Here is a 24,330-nt window from a genome sequence, read left to right on the forward strand (position 1 = left end):
AGCACTACCTTGACATGGTAGGGGTCACAGGTTCGAACCCTGTACCGCCCACCACCTGGCTCCCGGCATTGCCGGTGCAGCGGTGGATCACGATGGAAGCCGGCCCTGGGCCGGCTTTTTTCGTTTGCGCCGGTGGCCTGCAACCCGCGGTCAGCGTTGGGCCACCCATTCGTCGATGCTGATCATGCGCTGCAGCCTCCAGTGCCCGTCCACGCGTTCCCAGACCTGCGCGAAGCGGGCCGAACCGGGGTTCCGCTGCGGGGCGTCGGCCTGCAGTGGCTGATTGCCCACGCGCAGTACGCGATCCTGGCGTAGGCGGTACAGCTGCAGGGTTGCCGGATCCGCTTTCCGATCCGGTATCGATGATGTTTCTGCCTGCCCGGCGTCGGCCTGCAGGATCTGGCTGCGCAGGGAGGCATCCCCGGCGTCGGTATCGCGGCCGAACAGGCCGGCGCACAACAGCAGCAGGGCAAGCATCGGCATGGCACGGTGCTCCGGAGAAGGGAGTCCAGCGTGGCATTGCCCCCTGCGGTGTGAAACCGGTATGCGACGAAAGCCGGTAAAGCGCGCGCCAAGGCGCCCGGGGAAGGATGAATCCGGGGCCGGAAGTGCCGGGCCGCCCTTGGAGGCGACCCGGCGCGGTGCCCAATGTGCGGGTGGGCACCGATCATCGCCGCAGGCCTGGCTCAGCGCTGCGGCACCTGCAGCAGATCAGCGGGGCCTATCTGCGGCGCGGCTTCGATTACAGCGGATCACAGCACAGCACCTGGCCAGGCTTGCCCGAGTTGCCGAACGGGCAACTCGGATGTGGCTCGCAACCGGGCGCATAGCCGGTCTTGGGGGCGACGGCGAAGGCCTGGCTGGCACCGAAGGCCATGGCCGCGACAACGACGATACCGGCGACGGACGAAAGCACTCTCTTTCCGATCATGTGTATCTCCTTGGTTGGCGTAGTGGTGTTGCAGTTGCCGAAGGCACCGGAGTGCCGGTTGTGGCGCGTATGTGGTCAACGATGACGCGCGCGCCGATGCGGCGCGCGTATCTCAGGGCAGTGCAGGGGCTGGCGTCAGCGAGTTCATGGCGGCGCGCACCACCTGATCATCAAGCTGGCCCACATGCTTGTAGATCACGCTGCCATCGGTGGCCAGCACCATCAGCATCGGCGTGACCGTGGCGCGGTAGCGATTGGACGCATCGCCTTCGCTGTCGATGGCGATCGGGAACTGCAATGCATGCCGTCCGGCGTAGTCGGCCAGTTGGTCGTAGGGAGGCAGTCCCACACCGATCAGCTCACTGCGGCCGCGCGCTGCTGCGATCTGTTGCAACTGCGGCATCGAGGCCAGGCAGTAGCGGCAGGTGGTGGAAAAGAAGTACAGGATCTGAGGAGCGTCGCGCGCGCCGCCGATATCGACGTGGGTGTGCTGGGTCGTGCGCAGAGCCAGTGCATCCGGGCGGCTGCCCAGGCCGGGACCATGTGCTTCCAGCCGCATGTTCTGCAGTTGGGCAGCCATCTGCGCGTTGATCTGCCGGAGCTGGTGGTTCTGCCATCCCAGCGCAACGATCAGCGCGGACAGCAGCAGGGCGACAACGGGGAACAGGACGCGCTTGAGCATCGATCATCCTTGAACACAGCGTTGGACCGAACATACCCGAACGGGCGCGTAGGATGTTAAGGCGATGTTCCCCGCACATCCGTAGAGGCGCCACCTGGACTAGAGTGGTGCCTGCGCGGTCAGGCACGCGCACCCCGCAACCACCACCAGGATCAAACAACGATGAGCGATCACGTACCGGTTTCCAGACCCAATCCGTTCTTCGAACTGCTGTTCGGCGGCAACATGCTGGAGGGTACCTTCAAGGCGGTGATCTGGGTGGCTCTGCTTGCGGCAGTGCTGGCGTGGACCACGTTCCGCTGAGCGCGGTCGCTCAGGCGCTGAAGGCCTGGCGCAGGCTGCGCAGGGTGGCCTGGCGATGTTCCTTTGCGGTTGCTTCGCCCATCTCAAGTTCCTGCAGGCGCAATCCCACCAGCGTCATCGACAACGCATAGCCGCGCGCTGCATCGGCAGCGCGCGAAAGGCCCAGTGCGCGGCGCGTCAGTGCGTTCACGTGTTCCAGGTCGGGCAGCAGCCCCAGGTAGGCGCGCTCGGCGCTGTCCAGGTCCGGGGCACGCAGGATCGCGTGCGCTTCAGCAGCAGGGGAGACGGAGGCCATGGGGGTCCTTGTCCGTTGCGGGCGCTCGATCAGAACGAGCGCATCAGGGAAACGAAGGCCGACGTCTGCGTACCGCGACGGGCCATCGGGCTGTCCTTTACGGCATCGCCGAACCACTGGTTGGCGACGACGCCGGTCGCGCGCCACTTCGTGCCCAGGGGCGTGCTGACGGCGATCTGCAGGCTCGGTGATGTCGCGCTGCCCGGGGTGTGGGCGGCAAGTCCCGAGCGCAGCGCTTCTTCGTCGGTGATGCCGTAGTAGTAGTCGAGCAGGCGCGCACTGGAGTGCACCACGCCGATCTTGGGCACCCAGGTGAAGCGACCGGCCTGGATCGGATAGCTGTAGTGCAGGCGCGTCTCCATGCCACCTCCGTGCCCGGTGACCTCGCGCATCACGCTGGCCTCGACGATGCCCCAGTCGGCGCTGTATTCACCATTGATGCCGGCCATGGCGGACATCTGCCGGCTGTGCAGGCGACGCAGCTGAGGATCGTTCACGTCGTCGGTCTTGAAGCGCAGCGTGTAGGGCGTGACTGCCGCCGACAGGCGCAGGCTCTCGCGCTTGTACAGGTACACGCCCAGCGAGCCCGGGCTGGCGAAGAAGCGCTCGCCCTGCCAGGCAATGGACGGTACGACCAGCGGCTTGACGTCGTAGTGGGCGTACGCCCCTGAGGTCGCGCCGGCACTGATACCGGCCTGCACCCCCGTGTTGCGGTCGGCGGCGTGGGCGATCAACGGAAGGCCGATGGCAGCGGAGAACAGCAACGGGCGCAGCAGGGTCGGGGACAGCGACGGCATCGATCAGCCACTTTGCGGGGGATGGCTGCGCATGGTGGGGGCACAACATTGTCAGAACATTGCGCCTTGGCAATCGGCACGCGAACGCGCCCAAACCCGGCGCCAGGCACTATGATCGGCACCGTTTCCGGTTGCCGAGCCCCTGATGCGCATCCTCCTGGTCGAAGACGATCCTGATCTGTCCCGTGCCCTGCAATCGGGCCTGGAGCGGCAGGGCGTGGTCGCCGACGTGGTCGGCAGCCTGGCCGAAGCCGCGCTCGCGCTGCGCGAGCCGGTGCACCAGCTGATGCTGCTCGACCGCCAGCTGCCCGATGGCGATGGCGTGGCGTTCGTCGCGACAGCGCGCGCACTGCGCCCGAACCTGGCGGTGATCATGCTGACCGCCAAGGGCACGCTGTCGGACAAGGTCGAGGGGCTGGACGTCGGTGCCGATGACTATCTGGTGAAGCCGGTGGCGATCGAAGAACTGATGGCGCGCATCCGTGCAGTCTCGCGGCGGCCCTCGGCAATGGTGACGCCGAGCCTGCGGCTGGGCCGGCTGGAATTCGACTTCGAATCGCTGCAGGCACAGGTGGAGGGACAGGCACTGGCGCTGCCACGCCGGCAGGTACTGGTCCTGCAGGCGCTGGCGATGCGCCAGGGGCGCACGGTCACCCGCAGCGCACTGGAGGCGGCGGTGTACGGTTTTGATGATGAGATCCAGTCCAATGCGCTTGATGCGCACATTTCCAAGCTGCGCAAGGCGCTGCAGCAGGCCGGGGCCGGCGTGGAGATCCATGTGATCCGAGGCGTCGGCTACCTGCTGGCGGAGGCCTGAGATGGCCCGTCCGATCCGCTCCATCACGCTTGGCCTGGCCTGGCGGTTGTTCCTGGCGCAGGCCTTCACCGTGCTGTTCGCGGTGGTCGCGCTGATCCTGACCTGGGGCGACAAGGACTCCTGGGGCATGGACATGTTCACCGCCGAGGCAGTGGCCAAAGCCGTGCACAGCGAAGGTGGCAGGTTGGTGCTGGACCAGGCGCGCTGGGAAAAGCTCAACGCCGGGGCCGGCGGCAATCTCTGGTTCGCGGCGGTCGATGACAAGGGCATTTGGCTGGAACGCGGCACGATTCCGGTGATCCACGCACCGTTGCTGGCACGCTTGCCGACAGTGGGTGCAACCGAGCTGGGTTCACTGGTGCCGCCCTATCTGGACGTGGCGCGGGTGATGATCCGCAACGAGGATGGGCGGCGCATCACGGTGATGGTGGGCGGGGCACCGAAGGGCGGGCTGCTGGATGGCGCGCTGATGGTGCTGCGCCTGATCGGCCTGTGGTTCTTCCTGCCGTTGATCGTGGTCACGCTGCTGGTGATGCCGACCGTGATCCACCGTGCGATGCGTGGCGTGCGCCGGTCCGCACAGCAGGCCAAGGAGCTGGACATCGGCCAGGCCGGCGCGCGGCTGGATGCACAGCTGGTGTCGACCGAGGTTGCGCCGCTGGTGGAAGCATTCAACGATGCCATCGACAAGGTGCAGCAGGGCTATGCGGCGCGTGACAAGTTCCTTGCCGACGCCGCGCACGAACTGCGGGTGCCGATCGCGGTGGTGCAGGCGCGCCTGTCGCAGCTGCCGCAGGGCGAGCTCAAGTCGCAGTTGCTGACCGACGTTGCGCGGCTGGGCAACGTCGCCGAGCACCTGCTGGATCTGCAGCGGCTCGATCGCAACGTCGGCGCGCTGCAGCGGCTGGACCTGGCGCTGCTGGTGCGTGAGGCAGCTGCTGATCTGGCGCCACTGGTGGTCGGTGCCGGCTATGGCTTCGAAGTGGATGCACCGGAGGCTCCGGTGTTGATCCACGGCGACAGCCTGGCGCTGGGCCGGGTGATCGCCAACCTGGTGCACAACGCCATCGTCCACGGCGGCGGACGCGGCACCATCTGCGTGCGCCTGGACACGCGCGGCCTGCTGGAAGTCAGCGACCAGGGCGCCGGTATTCCGGTGAGCGACCGCGAGGCGATCTTCGAACCCTTCCATCGCCTGCGCGCGGCGGGCAGCGGCAGTGGCCTGGGCCTGCACCTGGTGAAGGAAATCGTGCAGCACCACGGCGGCTCGGTCAGTGTGGGCGAGGCCGCCGGCGGCGGTGCCAGCTTCAGGGTCAACTTCCACCGCGGCACCGTCCGGCGCTGACAGCCACGCGGGGAAAACCCCGATAGGCAGCCTGTTACGCCTGGCGGCAGGCTGGTGGAATGGTTTCCGAACGTTCCGTGCCGGCCCTGTTCGGCCCCGGCTGCGCCGCCGGCCTGGTGCTGGGTGCGTTGGCCTGCGTGCAGATGCCGGTGCTGCTGCCGCTGTGGCTGAGCGTGCCGATGGCGGTTGCCGGCGGCGCGGGCTGGCTGTTGCGCTGGCGCGGCCGCGCCTGGGCTGCAATCGTGCTCGGCCTGGCATGGGCCACATTGCACGGGCAGTGGGCCCTGCACGGCCAGCTACCACCGGGCACGCCGCCGCAGGATGTGCAGGTGCGCGGGCGGGTGGTTGATCTTCCGCAGCGCGGGCCCGGCTACACGCGTTTCGTGCTGCACGTGGATGAGGCCGATACGCTGCCAGCACTGCGTGGCAGGCGCCTGCAGGTCACCTGGAACGACCCGTGGCGCGGCCCTCCGCAGCATGGCCCCGACGCTGGACGCCATGCGGTTCGTGCGGGGGCGCACTGGGAACTGTCGTTGCGCGTGCGCGCACCACGCTCGCGGATCAATCCCGGCGGCTTCGATGGCGAACGCCATGCATTGCTGCGTGGCATTTCCGGCAATGGCACGGTGCGCGATCCGGGCGCTGCGCATGAGCGCACGCCCGCGCAGGGCCTGCCGGCCTGGCGCGAGCGCAGTAGTGACGCCATCGCCACGCAGGTGGCACATCCTGCCGCACGGTTCGTGCAGGCCTTGGCCCTGGGCGACACCCGCGGACTGTCCGATGCCGACTGGGAGCACCTGCGCGCGCTGGGCCTGACCCATCTGGTCGCCATTTCCGGGTTTCACGTGGGCGTGGTGGCTGGTTTCGGCGTACTGCTGTGCCGCTTGTCGTGGTGGCTATGTCCGCTGCTGGGACGGTACTGGCCACGGCCGCAGGCGGCGGCGTGGGGCGCGGCGCTGGCCGCAGCCGCTTACGCCGTGGCAGCCGGCGGCGCGCTGCCAACGGTGCGCGCGGCGCTGATGATCGCGCTGGTGGCACTGGCCCGTGCCGGACGTCGCCCGGTGGGTGCGGGGCAGGGACTGGCCCTGGCCGCGATGGTGATGCTGCTGCCGGCGCCGCTGTCGGTGCTGTCGGCCGGGTTCTGGCTCAGCTTTGGCGGCGTGCTGTGGCTGCTGTGGTGCCTGCCGCGGACCGGGCCGGAGGGCGTCGGCGGCGGCCTGCGCGGCTTCCTGGCCGCGCAGGGCGTGGCCAGCCTCGGCCTGCTGCCGCTATGCGTGGCCTTGTTCGGTGGCACCGCGCGCTTGGGCCCGCTGGTCAATCTGCCGATCATCCCGTGGTGGACGTTGCTGGTGGTGCCGTTGTCGCTGCTGGGTACCGGCCTGCACGCGCTGCATGACGGCGCCGGGCGTTGGGCATGGCGCGCCGCCGCTTGGCTGTTCGAGCTCAGTTGGCAGGTCCTGCAGCCGTTGGCACTGCACCCGCAGGCGATGTGGTGGCTGGCCGAGGCGCCGCGCTGGGCAGTGCCGGCGGCGCTGCTGGGGGTGTTCTGGTGGCTGCTGCCGCGCAGCGGCGGCGGCGGCGGTGGCCTGGCGGGCCTGCTGCTGTGCCTGCCACTGCTGTGGCCCGCCCGGCATGCACCGGCCGAAGGGGAACTGGAACTGCTGGTGCACGATGTCGGCCAGGGCACCGCGGTGTTGCTGCGCACGGCGCGGCACGCACTCTGGTACGACGTGGGGCCGCCGACCGGAGGCGATGGCAATGAGCGGATCCTGGTGCCGGTGTTGCGTGCGCTGGGGCAGGGGCCGCCGCAGCAGGCGATGCTCAGCCATGACCATCTGGACCACACCGGCAGCCTGCCGAGCCTGCGTCGGCAATTGCCTGGGCTGCAGCTGATGGCGCCGCCCGGCAGCGCCATCGCCGGGGCCCGGCCGTGCCAGCAGGGCATGCGCTGGCAGTGGGATGGTGTCGACTTCCAGGTGCTGCACCCGGCACCGGGTAGCCGGCAGGCCGAGAATGAAGACAGTTGCGTGCTGCGCGTCGCCAGCCGTCATGGCGTGGTCCTGCTGCCGGGCGACATCGGCCGCCCGGCCGAGCAGGCGCTGTTGCAGGCGTCTCCGGCGGCATTGAAGGCGGATGTGGTGCTGGTGCCGCATCACGGCAGCGGTGGCAGCTCCAGCGCGCCGTGGGTGGCCGCCGTGGCGCCACGGTTGGCAGTGGTCTCGGCCGGGCACCGCAACCGCTTCGGTCATCCACGCCGGGACGTGGTCCAGCGCTGGCAGGCGCAGGGGGCGGAAGTGCTGGCCACCGCCGACTCCGGGGCGATCCGCGTATGGCTTGGTACACAAGGGCTGCAGTTGCGTGAACAGCGTATCCACGCATCCCGGTGGTGGGATGCCGCTGGGCGGGCGCGGTCGGCTGCTATCCTATCGCCGATCGAACAAGCGGCCATTGGGCCGGAGGGTTGAAACGTGTGGGAACTGGTCAAGGCCGGTGGCTGGCCGATGGTGCCGCTGCTGCTGTTGGGCGTACTGGCTTTGGCGATCATCCTGGAGCGTTTCTGGTCCCTGCGGCGAACTGAAGTGCTGCCGCCCGGCCTCGGCCAGGAAGTGCGCAACTGGGCCGCGCGCGGCAAGCTCGACCCGGCCCACCTGCAGACCCTGCGTAGCAACTCGCCGCTGGGCGCGCTGCTGGCCGCCGCACTGGAAGCGCGCAACCGCCCGCGCGACCAGATCCGCGAACGCATCGAAGACACCGGCCGTCACCTGGTGCACCGCATGGAGCGTTTCCTGAACGCGCTGGGCACCATCGCCTCGGCCGGCCCGCTGCTGGGCCTGCTTGGCACGGTCATCGGCATGATCCAGATGTTCCTGGGCATCCTCGACCACGGCGTGGGCGACGTGAACCAGCTGGCCGGCGGTATCGGCAAGGCGCTGGTGTGCACCGCCACCGGCATGATCGTGGCCATCCCGGCGCTGATGTTCCATCGCTACTTCAAGGGCCGTATCCACGGCTACGTGGTGGAAATGGAACAGGAAGCGAGCGCCCTGCTGGATACGCTCGACGGCCGCCCCGGGGTGATGAACCCGGCGCCGGCCGCACGTCCGGCCGGCCCCGCCACCGCGAAGGCCTGATCGATGCGTATCGGCAACGACCGATCCCAGGATGAGCCGCATATCGATCTGGTGCCGCTGATCGACGTCATCCTGGTGCTGATCATCTTCTTCGTGGTCACCACCACCTTCGATGCGCGTTCGACGCTGCAGGTGCAGCTGCCAACGGCCAGCCAGCAGCAGACCAACGAACCGCCGCGCTCGCTCAGCGTGCTGATCAACGCCGAAGGCCGCTACTTCATCAATGACCAGGAAGTGCTGCGCAGCGACGTCGAGTCGGTCAAGCAGACCATCGCCGCCGTGGCCGGCAGCGATCGCGAGCAGACCGTGCTGCTGCGTGCCGACGCACGCACTCCCTACCAGGCCGTGGTGACCGCGCAGGACGCGCTGGGTCAGCTCGGTTTCCGCCGTATTGCCATTGCAACAGCACCCGAGGTGCGTCCATGAGTTCCAATCACGCGCCGGTGTGGCCGATCTACAAACGTCTGCTGGGGTACACCCGCGCCTACTGGGTGTTCATGGTGGCCGCGGTCATCGCCATGGTGGTCGAAGCCCTGGCGGGCTATCACTTCACCAAGTTGATGGAGCCGCTGGTCAACCGTGGTTTCGTCAATCCGGAACCGCGCATGGCGGTGATCCTGCCGCTGACCATCCTCGGCCTGTTCCTGATGCGCAGCATTGCCACCTGGGTGAGCGACTATGCGCTGGCCAAGACCGGCCGCAGCGTGGTGCGCGACCTGCGCGAACAGGTGCTGGCCAAGTACCTGCACCTGCCGTCCTCGCATTTCGATACCGAAGCGACGCCGGTGATGGTCAGCCGCCTGAACTTCGACACCGAACAGGTCACCCAGGCCAGCGCCGACGCGCTCAAGACCGTGGTGGCCGATACCCTGACCATCATCGCCATGCTGGCGGTGATGCTGCAGATGAGCGTCAAGGTCACCGTGGCGATGCTGGTGGTGGTGCCGCTGATCGGCGTGATCGTGTCCTTCGTGGGCAAGCGCTACCGCCGCATCAGCCGTGGCATCCAGGACGGCATGGGCTCGATGGCGCAGACCGCCGAGCAGTCGCTGGCCGCGCAGCAGGAAGTGAAGGTGCATGGCACCCAGCAGCACGAGATCACACGCTATTCGCGCCTGGCCAACCGCATGCTGTCGCTGAACATGAAGGTGGAAGTCACCCGTGCCGCAGCGTCCAGCGTGGTCCAGTTCCTGGCCGCACTGGCGCTGGCGGTGATCGTCTGGGTGTCTACGCGCGAAGCGCTGGCCGGTCGTCTCAATGCGGGCCAGTTCATGGGCCTGATGACCTCGATGATGGCGATCATTCCTTCACTGCGTCGTCTGACCAGCGTGCAGACCTCGATCTCGCGGGGCGTGGCGGCTGCCGAGCGTCTGTTCAGCATTCTCGACATGCCGGTGGAGCGCGACGAGGGCCGCAAGACGGTGCAGCGCGTGCGTGGCGAACTGGCCTTCGACCACGTCATGCTGCGTTACCGCGAGGACAGTGGCATTGCGCTTGACGACATCAGCTTTGTTGCCAAGCCCGGAACGGTCACCGCCATCGTCGGCCGCTCAGGCAGCGGCAAGACCAGCCTGATCCGGCTGGTGCCGCGTTTCTATGAACCCAGCGGCGGGCGCATCACCCTTGATGGCGTGGCGCTGGATGATTATCCGCTGGCCGACCTGCGTCGCCAGGTGGCGATGGTGGGGCAGAAGGTCATGCTGTTCGATGACACCATCGCTGCCAACATCGCTTACGGCATGGAGGCCAGCGACGAGCAGATCCGCGCGGCGGCCGAAGCAGCCAATGCGTGGGAATTCATTGCACGCATGCCGCAGCAGCTGCAGACCCCGGTAGGCGAGAACGGCGCGCTGCTGTCCGGCGGCCAGCGCCAGCGCCTGGCCATCGCCCGTGCGATCCTGCGCGACGCCCCGATCCTGATCCTGGATGAAGCCACCGCCGCGCTGGACAACGAATCCGAGCGCCTGGTGCAGGACGCGCTGCAGCGCCTGATGCCGGAGCGCACCACGCTGGTCATCGCGCACCGCCTGTCGACCATCGAGCATGCCGACCTGGTGCTGGTGATGGACCACGGGCGCATCGTCGAACGTGGCACCCACAAGGAGCTGCTTGCCATGGGCGGCCTGTACCAGCATCTGCACAGCATGCAGTTCCGCGAAAGGCAGGACTGATGGCCGGCAAGGGTACCCAGACCCCGCCGTACTGGTACGACGGCAGCCCGGTTCCGTGGGCGATGCGCCTGCTGGCGCCGCTGTATGCCGGCGTCACCGCGCTGCGCCGCCGGGCCTATCGGCGTGGCTGGCGCAAGCGCTACACGCTGCCGGTACCGGTCATCGTGGTTGGCAACATCACCGCCGGGGGCACCGGCAAGACGCCGCTGACCATCGCCCTGGTCGAGCGCCTGCGTGCCGCCGGCTGGAAGCCGGGCGTGGCCAGTCGTGGCTACGGCCGCGAGGATGCGGACAAGCCGCTGTGGGTGAAGGCTGATACGCCGACCGCCAAGGGTGGTGACGAACCGGTGCTGATCGCCTGGAAGACCGGCGTGCCGGTGCGCGTGGACAGTGACCGCGTTGCTGCCGGCAAGGCGCTGATCGAGGCCGGTTGCGATGTGATCGTCTGCGACGACGGTCTGCAGCACTACCGGCTGGCGCGCGACATCGAAATCGAGGTGGTTGATGCGCAGCGCCGCTACGGTAATGGCCGGATGATTCCGGCCGGGCCGCTGCGCGAGCCGGTCAGCCGCGCCAGCGAGTGCGATTTCCGCGTGGTCAATCTCGGCCAGGCCGATGAGGAATCTGCGGCACAGGCCTGTGGCTTCGGCCAGTGGCCGATGGCACTGCACATCGACAGCGCACAACCGCTGGCCGGAGGCCGTGCCCGTCCGCTGTCGTACTTCAAGGGCCAGCGCGTGCACGCCGTGGCCGGCATCGCGCATCCGCAGCGTTTTTTCGACATGCTGCGCGCACGTGGTATCGGCGTCGTACCGCACGCCTTCGCCGACCATCAGGCCTATCAGCCGCAGGACCTGTCCTTCGGCAGCCAGCTGCCGGTGCTGATGACCGAAAAGGATGCGGTGAAATGCCGCGCGTTCGGCAATGACTGGCATTACGCGGTCCCGCTGCGTGCCGAGCTGCCTGCGGCATTCTGGGTGGCGCTGACCGACCGCCTGGACAAGCTGCGACCGAACTGAATGGCGCGGCTCTTGCATTCATGCGCCGCCGGCCGCATTCCCGTTGTAACGAGCCTGCCGAGTACCGCCCCATGACCGAATTCGTCGTCGCCATCCCGGCCCGCTATGCCGCCTCGCGGTTGCCGGGCAAGCCGCTGCGCCTGCTGGGCGGTGAGCCGCTGGTGCTGCACGTGGCGCGCCGCGCGCTGCAGGCCGGTGCCGGAGAGGTCTGGGTCGCTACCGACGACCAGCGCATTGCCGACGCACTGTCCGGGCTGGCCGAAGTGAAGGTGGCAATGACCGCCACCTCGCATGCTTCCGGTACCGACCGCCTGGCCGAGTGCGCGCGCATCGCTGGCTGGGCCGACGACACCGTGGTGGTCAATCTGCAGGGCGATGAACCGTTCGCGCCGGCGGCGGGCATTCGTGCGGTGGCCGAGGCGCTGGTTGAAGGCAATGCGCCGATGTCGACCCTGGCCACGACCGTCGAGGACGCGCATACCTTGTTCGACCCGAACGTGGTGAAGCTGGTGCGCAATGTGCGCAACGAGGCGATGTACTTCAGCCGCGCGCCGATTGCGTGGCACCGCGATGGTTTTGCGCGCAGCCGCGACACGTTGCCGGCCGGTCACAACTGGCTGCGCCATATCGGCATCTACGGCTACCGCGCCGGCTTCCTGCAGCAGTTCGCGGCGATGCCGCCGGGCCAGCTGGAGCAGGTCGAATCGCTGGAACAGCTGCGCGTGCTGGAAGCGGGCTTCCCGATCAGCGTGGCGATCTCGCCGGAGCCGTTCCCACCCGGCATCGACACCCCCGAGGACCTGGAGCGCGCCGAAGCGTTGCTGCAGGCAATGGCCGCGCGATGAAGCTGCTGGTCGTCTGCCTCGGCAACATCTGCCGTTCGCCGATGGCCGAAGGTGCGCTGCGCGCCCGCCTGGAGGCCTCGCCGCTGGCCGGGCGGGTGCAGGTGGATTCGGCTGGCACCGGCGACTGGCACGTGGGCGAGCCACCGGATCGGCGCGCGATCGCCTGCGCGGCCGGGCACGGTGTGGACATCGGCAGCCTGCGTGCGCGCCAGCTGCAGGCCGCGGATTTCGACCGCTTCGACTGGATCCTGTGCGCCGACGAAGCCAACCTGCGTGATGCCGGTCGCTTGGCCACCTCTGCCCAGCGCGAACGCCTGGCACTGTACCTGCCATGGTCGGGCGGAGAGGGCCGGATGGCGATCCCGGATCCCTACACCGGCGGTAGTGATCATTTCGAACAGGTCTGGTCGCTGGTCGACAATGCTGCAAAACGTGCCGTGGCACGACTGTTGCATGACGCCGACTCCGGCATAATCGGGCCATGAACGTCCAGCCCGTCCCGGACCTGCCCGAGTTCGCCACCTGGCTCAATGCCACCCCCTGCACCCTGACCGAACTGCGCGGTCGGCCGGTGGCGCTGTTGTTCGTCAACGCCGCCTCCGCCTGGAGCGCGCAACGCCTGGCCGAATTCGGCCAATGGCTGTCACGTCACCCCGGCAAGCTGCAGCCGCTGGTGCTGCAGGTGCCGCGCTTCGACTTTGAACGCGACGCCGGTGCCGCACTGAAGCTGTTGCGTCGCCAGGGCCTGACGATGCCGGTCCTGCTCGATGCCGACTGGGATGGCTGGCGCCGCTTCGGCATCACCGCCTGGCCAACCCTGGTGCTGCTGGATGCGCAGGGCCGCGAACAGCAGCGGCTGGTCGGCCAGGGCGCGCCCGGCGAACTGGAGCGTGCCTTGAACGCACTGTGCGAAGGCGCACCGTCCGCGCCGCCGCGCGGCGGCAGCGAACTGCATCCGGAACCGCGCCAGTCCCTGCGCTTCCCGCAGGGACTGGCGGTCAGCACCGAACGCCTGTACATCGCCGACAGCGGCCATCACCGCATCCTCGAATGCAGCCATGGTGGCCGCATCCTGCGCCAGTTCGGCCTCGGCACCGCCGATTTCATGGACGGCAACCTCGCCGAAGCGGCGTTCCATCGCCCGCAGGCGCTGGTGCTGGAGCGCGATTCGCTGTACGTCGCCGACACCGGCAACCACGCGGTGCGCCGTATCAACCTGCTGACCGGCATCGTCGACACGCTGTGTGGCAACGGGCGTCCCGGGGCGCCGGTGGAAGGTCCGGTCGCGCAGGCGCGGCAGGTCCCGCTGGACCATCCGGTTGGCCTGGCCATCGCCGACAACCAGCTGCACATCGCCATGGCCGGCGACAACCGCATCTGGAGCTACCACCTGGGCCAGCGCAGCCTGCAATGGCGCGCGGGCAGTGGTTCCATCGACGAGCGGGATGGCAGCGGCCATCTGGCTGCCTTTGCCCAGCCAACCGCGCTGGCCGTGGTGCAGCAGGTGCTGTACGTGGCCGATGCGCTGGGTTCCTCGATCCGCGCGCTGCAACTGCGCGGCGACCTGGTGCAGACGCTGGTCGGGCAGGGGCCTTGGCGCTTCGGCAGTGAAGACGGCCCGCGTGCGCAGGCCAGCCTGCAGTTCCCCCAGGCGATTGCATTGAGCGCGGACGCCCCGCTGCTGTGGATTGCCGATACCGGCAACGGCCGCCTGCGCACGCTGCGCCTGGGCGGTGGCGAACTGAGCACCCAGCCCCTGCCGCGTCGCCTGCATGGCCCGGCCGGATTGGCGGTGGGCGCCGGGGCGGTGTGGATCGCCGAGACCGACGCCCACGCCGTGCTGCGATTCGACCCCGACAGCGGCGTGCTCAGCGAAGTGCCGATCAGCGAATGACCGACGTTCCTGCTCCGGTCTTCGACGGCAAGGCCTTCGCGGCCCAGCTCAGCACCGCCCCCGGCGTATACCGCATGTACGCGGCCGACGACACTCTGCTGTACGTGGGCAAGGCGCGCGCGCTGCGCAATCGCGTCGGCAGCTATTTCAACGGCAGCCCGAAGAACGCGCGGATCATGTCGATGATCTCGCAGATCACGCGCATGGACGTGACCGTGACGCGCTCGGAAGCCGAGGCGCTGCTGCTGGAAAACCAGCTGATCAAGTCGCTGTCGCCGCGCTACAACGTCTCGCTGCGCGACGACAAGACCTACCCGCATGTGCTGCTGACCCGCGAGGACTGGCCGCGCATCGCGCTGCATCGTGGTCCGCGCGCCATTCCCGGCCGCTATTTCGGGCCGTATCCCGGCGTGACCGCGGTACGCGAAACGCTGAACCTGATGCACAAGCTGTTCAAGCTGCGCAGCTGCGAGGACAGCGTGTTCCGCAACCGCTCGCGGCCCTGCCTGCAGTACCAGATCGGCCGCTGCAGCGCGCCCTGCGTGGAGCTGGTGCCGGCAGCGGAGTATGCCGAGTCGGTACGCCGCGCCGCGCTGTTCCTCGAAGGCAAGAGCGACGAGCTCACCCGCGAGCTGGGCGAGCTGATGCAGGCCGCCAGCGAGGCACTGGAATTCGAGCAGGCTGCGCGCCTGCGCGACCTGATTTCCTCGCTGCGCAGCATGCAGACCCGGCAGTACGTGGATGGCCGCGCCGCCGACCTGGACGTGCTGGCGGTGGCCATGCAGGGCTCGCAGGCCTGCGTGCTGCTGCTGGCGTTCCGTGATGGCCGCAACCTTGGTACCCGTCCGTTCTTCCCGCGCACCAACGGTGAAGAAAGCCCGGAAGAGGTGCTGGCCGCGTTCGTCTCGCAGTACTACATCGAATTCGAGCCGCCGCGCGAGATCCTGCTGGACCGCGAGATTCCCGACGCCGACCTGCTGGTTGCCGCGCTGTCGGCCTCGGCCGAGCGCAAGGTGCAGCTGAAGTGGAACGTGCGCGGCGAGCGCGCCGGCTACGTGGAACTGGCCAGCCGCAACGCGCAGCTGACCCTGGCCACCGAACTCAACAGCCGCAACGCGCAGCACGCGCGCAGCGATGCGCTGCGCGAGATGCTGGGCCTGGCCGAGCCGGTCAAGCGGGTCGAGTGTTTCGATATCAGCCACACCCTGGGCGAGGCTACCGTGGCCTCGTGCGTGGTGTTCGATGCGGCCGGCCCGGTGCGTGCGCAGTACCGCCGCTTCAACATCAGCGGCATCGAGCCCGGCGATGACTACGCCGCCATGCGCCAGGCCATCGACCGCCGCTTCCGCCGTGCGGTGGAAGAGCAGGGCGTGCTGCCGGACGTGCTGCTGATCGACGGCGGCGCCGGGCAGCTGGCGCAGGCCCAGGCCGCACTGGCCGATCTGGGCGTGGAAGGCGTGTTGCTGGTGGGCGTGGCCAAAGGCGTGGAGCGCCGCGCCGGCCACGAAGCGCTGGTGATGCCCGATGGCCGCGAGCTGCGCCCGGGCGCGGCCAACCCGGCGCTGCAGTTCATCCAGCAGGTGCGCGACGAGGCGCACCGCTTCGCCATCACCGGCCATCGCGGCCGCCGCCAGAAGGCGCGGATGACCAGCAAGCTGGAGGACATCCCCGGCATCGGGCCGCGCCGCCGCGCCAGCCTGCTCAAGCATTTCGGTGGCCTGGTGGGCCTGAAAGCGGCCGGTGAAGCGGAAATCGCCAAGGTGGAAGGCATCAATGACGCCCTTGCGGCACGCATCTACGCTAACCTGCACGGGTTGGCCACGCCTGATGCGGCCGAGTAGAGAGAGAAGCACGCAAGCATGAAGTTGACCCTGCCCACCTGGCTGACGTTGTTGCGGATCGTGATGATCCCGGTGCTGGTGCTGGTGTTCTACCTGCCCTACACCTGGACCAACTTCGCTTCGGCGGCGATCTTCGGTCTGGCCGCGATCACCGACTGGCTCGACGGCTGGATCGCACGCCGTTACCAGCTGGAGTCGGCCTTCGGCGCCTTCCTCGACCCGGTCGCGGACAAGCTGATGGTGGCAGTGGCACTGTTCCTGATCGTGCAGGGCCACCCGACGCCGTGGATGGCCTTCTGGGCAGCGGTCATCGTCGGCCGTGAGATTGCGGTATCGGCGCTGCGCGAGTGGATGGCCGAGCTGGGCCAGCGCGCCAAGGTGCGCGTGGCGATGATCGGCAAGGTGAAGACCACCGCGCAGATGGTCGCACTGCTGTGCCTGCTGTATTCGGTGGCCCCGAACGTGCCGGTGGAAGACATCTGGATGGGCTGGCCGGTGTTCCACATCGGTGACTGGACCCTGGCCATTGCCGCAGTGCTGACCCTGTGGTCGGGCCTGCAGTACCTGCACGCTGCCTGGCCGAGCCTGCGCGATGACGAGCGCGCGGCACGCGAGCGTGCGCGGCAGAAGAAGCTGGGCAACTGAGCCCGGGGTCTGACCCCATCGATGCACCTATCCACGCATGGCGTGGATCTACTGGAAATGCCGCATCCAAGGAGGGGGCGGATCCATCAGTTTGCGGAGACGCTGTAGTAGATCCACGCCATGCGTGGATACGCGGTGCCAGGTGCCTCGGTAGACCCTGAAAAAAGCGCTTGACGCCATCCTTGGAATAGGTAAAATTTCGCCTCCCAAGCGGGAATAGCTCAGTTGGTAGAGCGCAACCTTGCCAAGGTTGAGGTCGCGAGTTCGAGTCTCGTTTCCCGCTCCAGATTCAAGAAAAACGCTCCCGTAAGGGGGCGTTTTTCGTTTGCGTGTTCCGCACTTCATCCCCGCTTCACCGCCCCCCCATCACCCCGCCACGCTACCGTTCGAAGCTGCATCTCCGTTCCTCCAGGACGATGCAGCCATGCCTCACACTCCCTCCGCCTACGACCACGACGTCGTCATCGTCGGCGCCAGCTTCGCCGGTGCCGCCTGTGCATTGGCCGCTGCCCAATACGGCCTGCGCGTCTGCGTGCTGGAACGCAAGGCCGACCCCGGCGGGCGCCTGCACACCACCGGCATCGTGGTGAAGGAAGCGATGGAGCAGACCTGGCTGGGGCGTATGCCCGAGCATCTCGTGCTGCGGGTCGCGAACGTGCGCCTGTATTCGCCCAACCTGCGCAGCGTATTGCTGGCCGCACCGGGTTACTACTTCCTCACCACCGATACGCCGAACCTGATGCGCTGGCTGGCCAGAGAGCTGCGCGCGAATGGTGTCGACCTGCGCCTGCAGCAGTCTTTCACCGACGCCCATCGCAGTGGTGACGGCTGGCAGGTGGATGGTGCAGGGCGCTGCGCCTATCTGGTTGGCGCTGATGGCGCACGCTCACGCGTTGCCCAGCGCACCGGGCTCGGCCAGGTGCGTGACAACCTCTACGGCGTCGAGCGTGAGTTCGCCGACCTGCAATTGCCGCAGGGTGACGCGCTGCATTGCTTCGTCAGCAAGCGCTACGCGCCGGGCTACATCGGCTGGGTCGCGCAGAATCCAACCGGCCTTCAGGTGGGATTGGCGCTGCGTCATGACCCGCAACAGGTGTGGCTGCCGGATATTGAGGGATTCCTCGACCACGTGCGCGATGTAGTCGGCATTCCGTCTTCGGCGCGCCCTACGGGTACCCGCGCCGGCCTGGTCCCATGCGGCCGACCGGATGGCCCAATCACCGGCCACCGCCTGATCCTGACCGGCGACGCGGCGGGCATCGTCTCGCCGCTGTCCGCCGGGGGCATTCACGCCTCCTGGCGGCACGGCTGGGTGGTCGGCGAGGCGATTGCCCGCCATCTGCGTGGGCAAGGGCCGGAAGCGGAACGGGTGGCGCGGCAGGCGGCGCCGGCATTCCATGGCAAGCGGCTGCAGCGCTGGGCGATGGATCATCTGCAGGCGGACTGGCCGCTCAACGCACTGCTGCACACGGCGGCCACGCGGCGCATCGCCGAGCAGGTCTACTTTCACCGCCGTGGACTGCGCACGTGAAGAGAGCAGGCGGAGGCGCCTGAACGCTGCCCTTCACTTCATGTGAAAACTCCTGTTGACGCCGTGCAGCAATATCGACACAATAGCGCTCCTTCGACGCAGGTCGAACGGAATCTGCGGGAATAGCTCAGTTGGTAGAGCGCAACCTTGCCAAGGTTGAGGTCGCGAGTTCGAGTCTCGTTTCCCGCTCCAGTTTCAAGAAGAACGCTCCCGCAAGGGGGCGTTTTTCGTTTGTCACACCGGTTGCACCACTGCCGCGCTAGCGTGGCTTGCCGGGCAGGGCGCTGCACCAGGTGCGGGCATCTCGCCGGTCGAAACCGGGGCAGCGGTTGTCCTGCGGGATGTAGACGTAGGGAACGTCATCTTCGTAGGTGAAGTGGTAGTAGTAGGTGTGATCCTTCCCGTACAGCCAGTAGTTCGACGAGCCTTGGTTGATGGCATACGGCTCGAAGGTGAAGATCGAAGATTCACCCGGGATGAAATTGCTGCGCTCCATCAGAAGCAGCATGGCGTTCGAGACCAGTGAGGTGGTCAGGACGAGTACGATCGCACCGACAGTCGCTGTCGTGACCGAGCCAATCAAGAGCCAGCGGTGGGGACGTTTCATGGTCGGTCAGCATCGAAGCAAGGCAGTGCCGCAATGTGCAATGTGCCGTAAATGCCGTCCAGTGTTCCGTGCCAGGAACGCATTGAAAGCGTAGTGAAAGGCTGGGTCGGCGTTGCCTGAACCGCACGCTTGCTGTGACCTTTTTCGGACGATTTCTCCATGTTCGCTCCACAATCGCACGGTAGCCTTCATGCTCCTTCTACACGTTGGCGGGCTGGTGGTCAGGCGTATCACTTCAGTGGCAGTGCCCAGGACCGGGCGCGGACTCTCCCTGCATGCAGTCCTGCGCCCTGGTGCGTTGTTGGCAAGCCTGGCCCTGGCCGGTTGCATGTCGGTGCCGGTGCCAGACCTGCCTGACCGCACGCCCAGCACCTGGACCCAGGTGCCGCAGGGGCAGGGCGTAGCGGTGGACGCCAGGCAATGGTGGAAAGTGCTGTCCGACCCGGCGCTGGATGGCCTGGTCGATCAGGCGGTCGCCGGCAATCTCGACCTGCAGCAGGCCACCTTGCGCCTGCAGGCCGTTCGCATCGTCGCTGGCACGTCCGACTCGCGTTTCCTGCCGGAAATCTCCGCCAGCGCCAAGCAGGTGCAGGACGCCGCCGCTGTCGATACCTACTTCCATGCCGGCATTGAAGCGATCTGGGACCTGGGCCTGTTCGGCGCCGCCGAGAGTGCGCAGCTGAGCGCGCAGGCCTCGGCCGGCAATGCCGAGGCGCTGCGCAATGCCGCGCAGGTGGCGGTGATTGCCGACGTGGTGCGCAGCTATCTGGACCTGACCGTGGCGCAGGCCCAGCAGGATCTGCTGGCCCGACAACAGGCCGTGGATGATCGCGGCGAACAGCTGGCGCTGGTCCGCCAGCGCCTGCGCCTGGACGAGCCGGGCGAACTGGATCGCCTGCGTGCACGCCAGGCCGCCACCCGCGCTGCCACGGCACAGGCCCGGGAAAACGCTGACAACGCGGCCCGCGCGCTGGCAGTGTTGCTGGGCCGAGATGGCCCGGATCCGGCCTGGCGCGCCTATCGCACGCCGCCGAAGCTGGGCGCGTTCTCGCTGCAGCAGGTCCCGGCGGACCTGTTGCGCCACCGTCCGCAGATCCTGCTGGCCGAATCGGAGGTGATGCAGGCCGCCGCCAGCAAGGGCTCGGCGCGCGCCGCGATGTACCCGCGGATCAGCCTCGGCGGCTCCATTCTTTATGCCTACAACCTTACCCAGAACGCGCGCTCCAATTCCGACTCCAGCCCGTCGATCGGTCCATACGTCGATATTCCGCTGTGGGACTGGGGCCAACGCCGTGCGCGTTTCCATGCCGATGAGAAGCAACTGGACGCCGCGCTGCTCGGGTATCGCAAGGCCGTACTGGAAGGCGTGAGCGAAGTGGAAGGCGCGCTGGGCAGCCTGGCGCGCCAGGACAGCAGCATCCAGTCGCTGCGTGCGGCCAATGATGCCGCCAACCAGCAGGTCAGGCGCCAGGCGCGGCAGGTGCAGCTGGGCCTGTCCAGCGAGTTCGATGGGCTGGATACGCAGCGTGCCGCGCTCGCTTCGCAGGCGGATCTGATCGGTGCGCAGGGCGCACGCGTGCTGGCGTTTGCTTCGCTGTACCGCGCTCTTGGCGGCGCACCGCTGCCGGTCGAGGCTAAGGGCGAACAGCAATGATCGCGCTGGCCCGCAAGACCCTGGCCTATGAGTGGCGCCGGTTCCTGCCGGTGGTGCTGGCGATGTGTTTCGCCGGCGTGCTGTTGATCGTGCAGGCCGCACTGGTGCTGGGCATCTTCGGCACCGCCGCGATCTATGTGAAGGCATCCTCGGCCGACATCTGGGCCGGTTTCCCCGGCACCCAGAGCGTCAACTACGGCCACGCGATCAGCGCCGATGTGGAAAGCCACCTGCGCATGGATCCGGATGTCACCCGCGTCGAACCTTACGAGTGGGTGGATGGCGAATGGCGCTCCAGCGCGCAGGGTACCGGCAACGTGTCGGTGTATCTGTCCGGCATCTCCACCCGCGACGATGCAATGATGTTCGCGCGCATCCTGCCTGCCGAGTTGCGTGCGCAGCTGCGCGAACCGGGTGCGGTGATCGTCGACAGCGCCGATCTGGATACGCTGGGCGTGGACCTGCAGAACAACCGTGCCTGGATCAACGGCAAGGCCGTGCGCGTGGTCGCTGCACAACCGGGACTGCGTGGCCTTGGCGGCGTCAACGTGCTGGCCTCGCTGGATACCGCGCGCGCCATCGCCGGCACCGACCCACACGAGGGCAGCACTTACTTCGTAGCGGGCCTGCGCTCGCCGGACCTGGCCGATCGGGTGCGCGACCGCTTGTCCGCGTCGATGGGCCAGGCCACGCCGGTCGAGTTCTGGACCGCGCCGCAGTTCGCCAGCCGCTCGCAGCAGTACTGGCTGTTCGATACCGGTGCCGGCATTGCGGTGTTGTTCATGGCCGTCATCGTCTGCTTCGTCGGCGCGGTGATCACCAACCAGTCGTTCGCCTCTGTGGTGGCCGGCTCGGTTCGCGAGTACGCCACGCTCAATGCGCTCGGTGCCGGGCGCTATGCGCTGGCGCGGGTGGTGTTCGAGCAGGCGTTGCTGATTGGCGGAGTCGGCATGTTGCTGGCGGCGGCCTTCAGCACCGTGGTGCTGCTGATCGCGCAGACCCAGCGCGTGCCGGTGCAGCTGACGCCAATGGTGATCCTTGGCTGCGTTGCGCTGGTTGCGGTGATGGCCATGCTGTCGAGCATCATGGCGGTGCGCAGTGTCGTCCGCTCCGATCCATCGTTGCTGTTGCGTTGAGGGCCGGCCGATGACTTCTACACGCGCCGTTGCCCCGACCCTGCAGGCCGACGCATTGGAAAAGGGCTTCATGTCCGGCGATGTGCAGGTGCCGGTGCTGCGTGGCCTGTCGCTGGACATCTATCCTGGCGAGCTGACCTTGGTGTCGGGCCCGTCGGGTTGCGGCAAGAGCACGCTGCTGTCGCTGCTGTCTGGCCTGTCCGCGCCCGATGGTGGCCGCGTGCACGCACTCGGCCAGGATGTGGGGCACATGACCCGCAGCGAGGTCGAGCGCTTCCGCCTGCACCATGTCGGCTTCGTGTTCCAGGGCTTCAACCTGTTCCCGGCGCTGACCGCGCTGGAGCAGGTGCAGCTGCCGCTGGGCTACCGTGGCATGCGCAATCGCGAGAGCGAGCCGCTGGCCCGCAAGGCGCTGGAAGAAGTGGGCCTCAGCCATCGCAGCCACATGCGCCCGGCGCAGCTGTCCGGCGGCGAGAAGCAGCGTGTGGCCGTTGCCCGTGCCTTTGCGAAGTCGCCGACGCTGATCTTCGCCGACGAACCCACCAGCGCGCTGGACGCCGAGAACGGCCAGCGCGTGATCGACATCCTGCATCGCTACGCACGTGCGCATGGTGCCACCGTGCTGTGCGTGAGCCACGATCCGCGCCTGATCCGGCATGCCGATCGGGTGATCGCCATGGAAGACGGTATGGTCCGTGATGACCGCCGCCAAAATGAAACTGTAGAGTCCGCCCCATGACCAAGACGTCGCACCTGCTTCCCCTCAGCCTGGCCCTGTCCGCGGCACTGCTGCTCGGAGCCTGTTCCAAGGACGCGCCCGCGCCTGCACCGGCGCCTTCGGGCAAGGCTGATGCAGCTGGCGCCGGCAAGGTTGCAGTCGCGCGCGGCATCATCGATGTCGAGGGTGGTCTGATCGCGCTGGCACCGCCGGTGGATGGCTCGATCACCGCCGCGCCGGTGAAGGAAGGCGCCACGGTGAACAAGGGACAGCTGCTGCTGTCGCTCGATGGCGCCCTGCTGCAGCAGGAGGTGGCGATGGCCAGCGCCGATCTGGCCCTGGCCAATGACCGCCTGAAGGGCAGTCAGGCACAGCTGCGCGAACTGGAGCGCAATGCCACCCGCCTGTCCACGGGGGCGAGCGAAGGTGTGACGTCCAACCAGCAGGCCGATGCGGCCAAGCAGCAGCTGGCCGGCGTACGCGCCGATGTCGACGTGGCCGGTGCGCAGGTGGACATGGCCCAGCACAAGCTGGAACACGCCAGGCTGAAACTGCAGCAGATGTCGTTGAGCGCGCCGGAAGCCGGCACCGTGGTCGGCCAGGTGCCGGGCCTTGGTGCCTTCGTGCAGGCCGGCAAGCCAGCGATCTCGCTGCTGCCGGCGCGCCCGCTGCAGGTGCGTGCCGAACTCAGCGCCGCCTATGCCGATGCCGTGCAGGTGGGCATGAAGGCTACCGTCGTGCCGGACAGCGATGGCGCCGAAAACACCGGCACGCTGCCAACTGCACGCGTGGTGCGCATCAGCCCGGTGTTTGCGCAGGCACGCCTGCCTGAAGACGCAGGGCGCGGCGTGGCCAAGGTGGTGGAGTGCGTGCTGGAGTTCGATGGCGAGGCCAAGGCGCGCTTTGGCCAGCATGTGCGGGTGGAGTTCCGGAAGTAGGTCTGGCGTCGTGGAGGGGCCGCTACGGGACCTCTCGGCGCCTGAACGCCCGCCACGCACTCACCGCCGACACCATGCACAGCGCCAGCAGCAGTCCCACGTCCAGCAGCAGCAACCACAGCAGATGCATGCCATGCACCGGTGGCTGGTGCATGGCCGACAGCATCCACGGCACCGACCACGCCAGCAGCAGGGCGAAGGCGATCAGCAGGCGCAGCCACAGTCGTTTCAGTCGCCACGGACGTACGATCAAGGCGGCTACCACCAGTTCGACGGTGCCCAGCAGCGCGAACACGATGACGGTGCTGGTCGGGTAGGGCAGTTCGGCGCCCTCCAGGTGATGCAGCAGCCAATAGTCCGGGGTGAAGCCGGCATTGACCAGTGCAGCGATCAGCGCCAGCCAGGTCAACGCGACCAGCAACCAGAACAGGCGGACGTAGCGTCTAGGCATCGGCGGTGTCCGTGGTGGCAGGCAGGCGGTTGTGTGATGCATGCCACGCGGATATGGCAATCGCGGCCAGTGCCAGCAGGCCGGGGCCGACGGTGAAGTAAAGCAGGCGCAGCGGGTGGTTGTGCATCAGCGTCCAGGTTGCGAATGCCAAGGGAATGGCCAGCACGGACAGCTTGGCGGAGAGCGGCCGCAGCACCGCAATCAGCGGCTGCGCGCAGAGGAACATCCAGAACAGATAAAACTGGGCGATGCCCAGGCCGATGTCGCGATGGGAGGTGAAGCCGAAATGGTCGCGATACCAGTTCATTCCCAGCGGAATCAATGCCCAGTACAGCAGCGCTACCAGCAGATGCAGCGCCAGGGCGATCAACAGGGGCTTGCCGCGAAGGAACATGGGCGCACGGGGCTGGGCGGGGCAGCGTACCCCAGTGCGGACGCCCGTGACCGCATGATGTGAAGACTGTTGACGGCGTGAAGGAATTTGGACACAATAGCGCTCCTTCGACGCAGGTCGAACGGAATCTGCGGGAATAGCTCAGTTGGTAGAGCGCAACCTTGCCAAGGTTGAGGTCGCGAGTT

The 24,330-nt window shown here is 67.6% G+C and carries 26 protein-coding genes and 2 tRNA genes; 20 read left to right on the forward strand and 8 right to left on the reverse strand.

All coding sequences use genetic code 11. The features are described from left to right. Positions 1-150: 150 nt before the first annotated feature. From R1H25_RS18895 to R1H25_RS18905, 3 genes are all read right to left on the reverse strand, one after another. On the reverse strand, positions 151-483 hold the full coding sequence (locus R1H25_RS18895) for a hypothetical protein (RefSeq protein ID WP_088479415.1): 333 nt from the start codon (positions 481-483) through the stop codon (positions 151-153). A 259-nt stretch (positions 484-742) separates the two neighbouring features. Then, positions 743-931, reverse strand: coding sequence for a hypothetical protein (locus R1H25_RS18900; RefSeq protein ID WP_088479416.1), 189 nt, complete (start codon positions 929-931; stop codon positions 743-745). A 112-nt stretch (positions 932-1,043) separates the two neighbouring features. Further along, positions 1,044-1,613, reverse strand: a complete 570-nt coding sequence (locus R1H25_RS18905; protein ID WP_317224343.1) for a TlpA disulfide reductase family protein — start codon at positions 1,611-1,613, stop codon at positions 1,044-1,046. Positions 1,614-1,775: 162 nt separating this feature from the next. Here R1H25_RS18905 and R1H25_RS18910 point away from each other — a divergent pair, with 162 nt between their 5' ends. After that, positions 1,776-1,916 carry a hypothetical protein gene (locus R1H25_RS18910; RefSeq protein ID WP_162838403.1) on the forward strand — a complete coding sequence of 47 codons (141 nt, stop codon included), beginning with the start codon at positions 1,776-1,778 and terminating at the stop codon, positions 1,914-1,916. A gap of 10 nt (positions 1,917-1,926) precedes the next feature. Here the strand turns inward: R1H25_RS18910 and R1H25_RS18915 are convergent, their stop codons facing one another. Together R1H25_RS18915 and R1H25_RS18920 are read right to left on the reverse strand one after the other, a co-directional pair. Then, positions 1,927-2,211 carry a hypothetical protein gene (locus tag R1H25_RS18915; RefSeq protein ID WP_019337170.1) on the reverse strand — a complete coding sequence of 95 codons (285 nt, stop codon included), beginning with the start codon at positions 2,209-2,211 and terminating at the stop codon, positions 1,927-1,929. A 29-nt stretch (positions 2,212-2,240) separates the two neighbouring features. Further along, positions 2,241-3,008 carry a MipA/OmpV family protein gene (locus tag R1H25_RS18920; RefSeq protein ID WP_317224344.1) on the reverse strand — a complete coding sequence of 256 codons (768 nt, stop codon included), beginning with the start codon at positions 3,006-3,008 and terminating at the stop codon, positions 2,241-2,243. 145 nt (positions 3,009-3,153) lie between these two features. On the opposite strand from R1H25_RS18920, the gene R1H25_RS18925 reads away from it, so the two are divergent. The 15 genes from R1H25_RS18925 (at position 3,154) to R1H25_RS18995 (ending at position 18,439) form a co-directional block, all read left to right on the forward strand. Further along, a complete protein-coding gene (locus R1H25_RS18925; protein WP_057500262.1) occupies positions 3,154-3,825 on the forward strand; it encodes a response regulator transcription factor in 672 nt (223 codons plus the stop codon). A gap of 1 nt (position 3,826) precedes the next feature. Beyond that, positions 3,827-5,170: a HAMP domain-containing sensor histidine kinase gene (locus R1H25_RS18930; protein ID WP_317224345.1), complete on the forward strand. Its 1,344-nt coding sequence runs from the start codon at positions 3,827-3,829 to the stop codon at positions 5,168-5,170. A 59-nt stretch (positions 5,171-5,229) separates the two neighbouring features. Next, positions 5,230-7,635, forward strand: a complete 2,406-nt coding sequence (locus R1H25_RS18935; RefSeq protein ID WP_317224346.1) for a DNA internalization-related competence protein ComEC/Rec2 — start codon at positions 5,230-5,232, stop codon at positions 7,633-7,635. Between the two features lie 3 nt (positions 7,636-7,638). Further along, the gene (locus tag R1H25_RS18940; RefSeq protein WP_317224347.1) at positions 7,639-8,301 is read left to right on the forward strand and encodes a MotA/TolQ/ExbB proton channel family protein; all 663 of its coding nucleotides are present in this window, start codon (positions 7,639-7,641) and stop codon (positions 8,299-8,301) included. A gap of 3 nt (positions 8,302-8,304) precedes the next feature. Further along, the gene (locus tag R1H25_RS18945; RefSeq protein WP_004152323.1) at positions 8,305-8,727 is read left to right on the forward strand and encodes a biopolymer transporter ExbD; all 423 of its coding nucleotides are present in this window, start codon (positions 8,305-8,307) and stop codon (positions 8,725-8,727) included. Then, entirely contained in the window at positions 8,724-10,472 is a 1,749-nt protein-coding gene (gene msbA, locus R1H25_RS18950; protein WP_088479421.1) for a lipid A export permease/ATP-binding protein MsbA, read from the forward strand. Before R1H25_RS18945 ends, msbA begins: the two co-directional genes overlap by 4 nt. Further along, complete coding sequence (lpxK, locus tag R1H25_RS18955; protein WP_049436561.1) at positions 10,472-11,491, forward strand: tetraacyldisaccharide 4'-kinase; 1,020 nt, start codon at positions 10,472-10,474, stop codon at positions 11,489-11,491. Before msbA ends, lpxK begins: the two co-directional genes overlap by 1 nt. A 71-nt stretch (positions 11,492-11,562) precedes the next feature. Further along, positions 11,563-12,336: a 3-deoxy-manno-octulosonate cytidylyltransferase gene (kdsB, locus tag R1H25_RS18960; protein WP_317224348.1), complete on the forward strand. Its 774-nt coding sequence runs from the start codon at positions 11,563-11,565 to the stop codon at positions 12,334-12,336. Next, a complete protein-coding gene (locus R1H25_RS18965) occupies positions 12,333-12,821 on the forward strand; it encodes a low molecular weight protein-tyrosine-phosphatase (protein ID WP_317224349.1) in 489 nt (162 codons plus the stop codon). The genes kdsB and R1H25_RS18965 overlap by 4 nt, the downstream gene beginning before the upstream one ends. After that, entirely contained in the window at positions 12,818-14,230 is a 1,413-nt protein-coding gene (locus R1H25_RS18970) for a hypothetical protein (protein WP_088479424.1), read from the forward strand. The genes R1H25_RS18965 and R1H25_RS18970 overlap by 4 nt, the downstream gene beginning before the upstream one ends. After that, positions 14,227-16,071: an excinuclease ABC subunit UvrC gene (gene uvrC, locus R1H25_RS18975; RefSeq protein WP_317224350.1), complete on the forward strand. Its 1,845-nt coding sequence runs from the start codon at positions 14,227-14,229 to the stop codon at positions 16,069-16,071. The genes R1H25_RS18970 and uvrC overlap by 4 nt, the downstream gene beginning before the upstream one ends. Positions 16,072-16,089: 18 nt before the next feature. Next, complete coding sequence (pgsA, locus tag R1H25_RS18980; RefSeq protein ID WP_012510614.1) at positions 16,090-16,716, forward strand: CDP-diacylglycerol--glycerol-3-phosphate 3-phosphatidyltransferase; 627 nt, start codon at positions 16,090-16,092, stop codon at positions 16,714-16,716. 210 nt (positions 16,717-16,926) lie between these two features. Continuing rightward, positions 16,927-17,002 (forward strand) — tRNA-Gly (locus R1H25_RS18985). Between the two features lie 138 nt (positions 17,003-17,140). Next, positions 17,141-18,247, forward strand: a complete 1,107-nt coding sequence (locus R1H25_RS18990) for an NAD(P)/FAD-dependent oxidoreductase (RefSeq protein ID WP_317224351.1) — start codon at positions 17,141-17,143, stop codon at positions 18,245-18,247. A gap of 116 nt (positions 18,248-18,363) precedes the next feature. Then, positions 18,364-18,439 (forward strand) — tRNA-Gly (locus tag R1H25_RS18995). 67 nt (positions 18,440-18,506) lie between these two features. Here the strand turns inward: R1H25_RS18995 and R1H25_RS19000 are convergent. After that, the gene (locus tag R1H25_RS19000; RefSeq protein ID WP_317224352.1) at positions 18,507-18,854 is read right to left on the reverse strand and encodes a hypothetical protein; all 348 of its coding nucleotides are present in this window, start codon (positions 18,852-18,854) and stop codon (positions 18,507-18,509) included. 190 nt (positions 18,855-19,044) lie between these two features. On the opposite strand from R1H25_RS19000, the gene R1H25_RS19005 reads away from it, so the two are divergent. The 4 genes from R1H25_RS19005 to R1H25_RS19020 are packed head-to-tail and all read left to right on the forward strand — an operon-like array spanning position 19,045 to position 23,300. Then, a complete protein-coding gene (locus R1H25_RS19005) occupies positions 19,045-20,508 on the forward strand; it encodes an efflux transporter outer membrane subunit (RefSeq protein WP_317224353.1) in 1,464 nt (487 codons plus the stop codon). Next, a complete protein-coding gene (locus R1H25_RS19010) occupies positions 20,505-21,644 on the forward strand; it encodes an ABC transporter permease (RefSeq protein WP_317224354.1) in 1,140 nt (379 codons plus the stop codon). Before R1H25_RS19005 ends, R1H25_RS19010 begins: the two co-directional genes overlap by 4 nt. 10 nt (positions 21,645-21,654) lie before the next feature. After that, the gene (locus R1H25_RS19015) at positions 21,655-22,383 is read left to right on the forward strand and encodes an ABC transporter ATP-binding protein (protein WP_099589746.1); all 729 of its coding nucleotides are present in this window, start codon (positions 21,655-21,657) and stop codon (positions 22,381-22,383) included. Further along, complete coding sequence (locus R1H25_RS19020; RefSeq protein WP_154348778.1) at positions 22,380-23,300, forward strand: HlyD family secretion protein; 921 nt, start codon at positions 22,380-22,382, stop codon at positions 23,298-23,300. Before R1H25_RS19015 ends, R1H25_RS19020 begins: the two co-directional genes overlap by 4 nt. Before the next feature lie 22 nt (positions 23,301-23,322). Here R1H25_RS19020 and R1H25_RS19025 read toward each other — a convergent pair whose 3' ends face one another. Then, positions 23,323-23,751: a hypothetical protein gene (locus R1H25_RS19025; RefSeq protein WP_049444656.1), complete on the reverse strand. Its 429-nt coding sequence runs from the start codon at positions 23,749-23,751 to the stop codon at positions 23,323-23,325. Then, on the reverse strand, positions 23,744-24,145 hold the full coding sequence (locus R1H25_RS19030; RefSeq protein WP_088479429.1) for a hypothetical protein: 402 nt from the start codon (positions 24,143-24,145) through the stop codon (positions 23,744-23,746). The genes R1H25_RS19025 and R1H25_RS19030 overlap by 8 nt, the downstream gene beginning before the upstream one ends. Positions 24,146-24,330 lie beyond the last annotated feature (185 nt).

This window comes from Stenotrophomonas veracruzanensis (assembly GCF_032911525.1).
Taxonomy (GTDB): domain Bacteria; phylum Pseudomonadota; class Gammaproteobacteria; order Xanthomonadales; family Xanthomonadaceae; genus Stenotrophomonas; species Stenotrophomonas africana.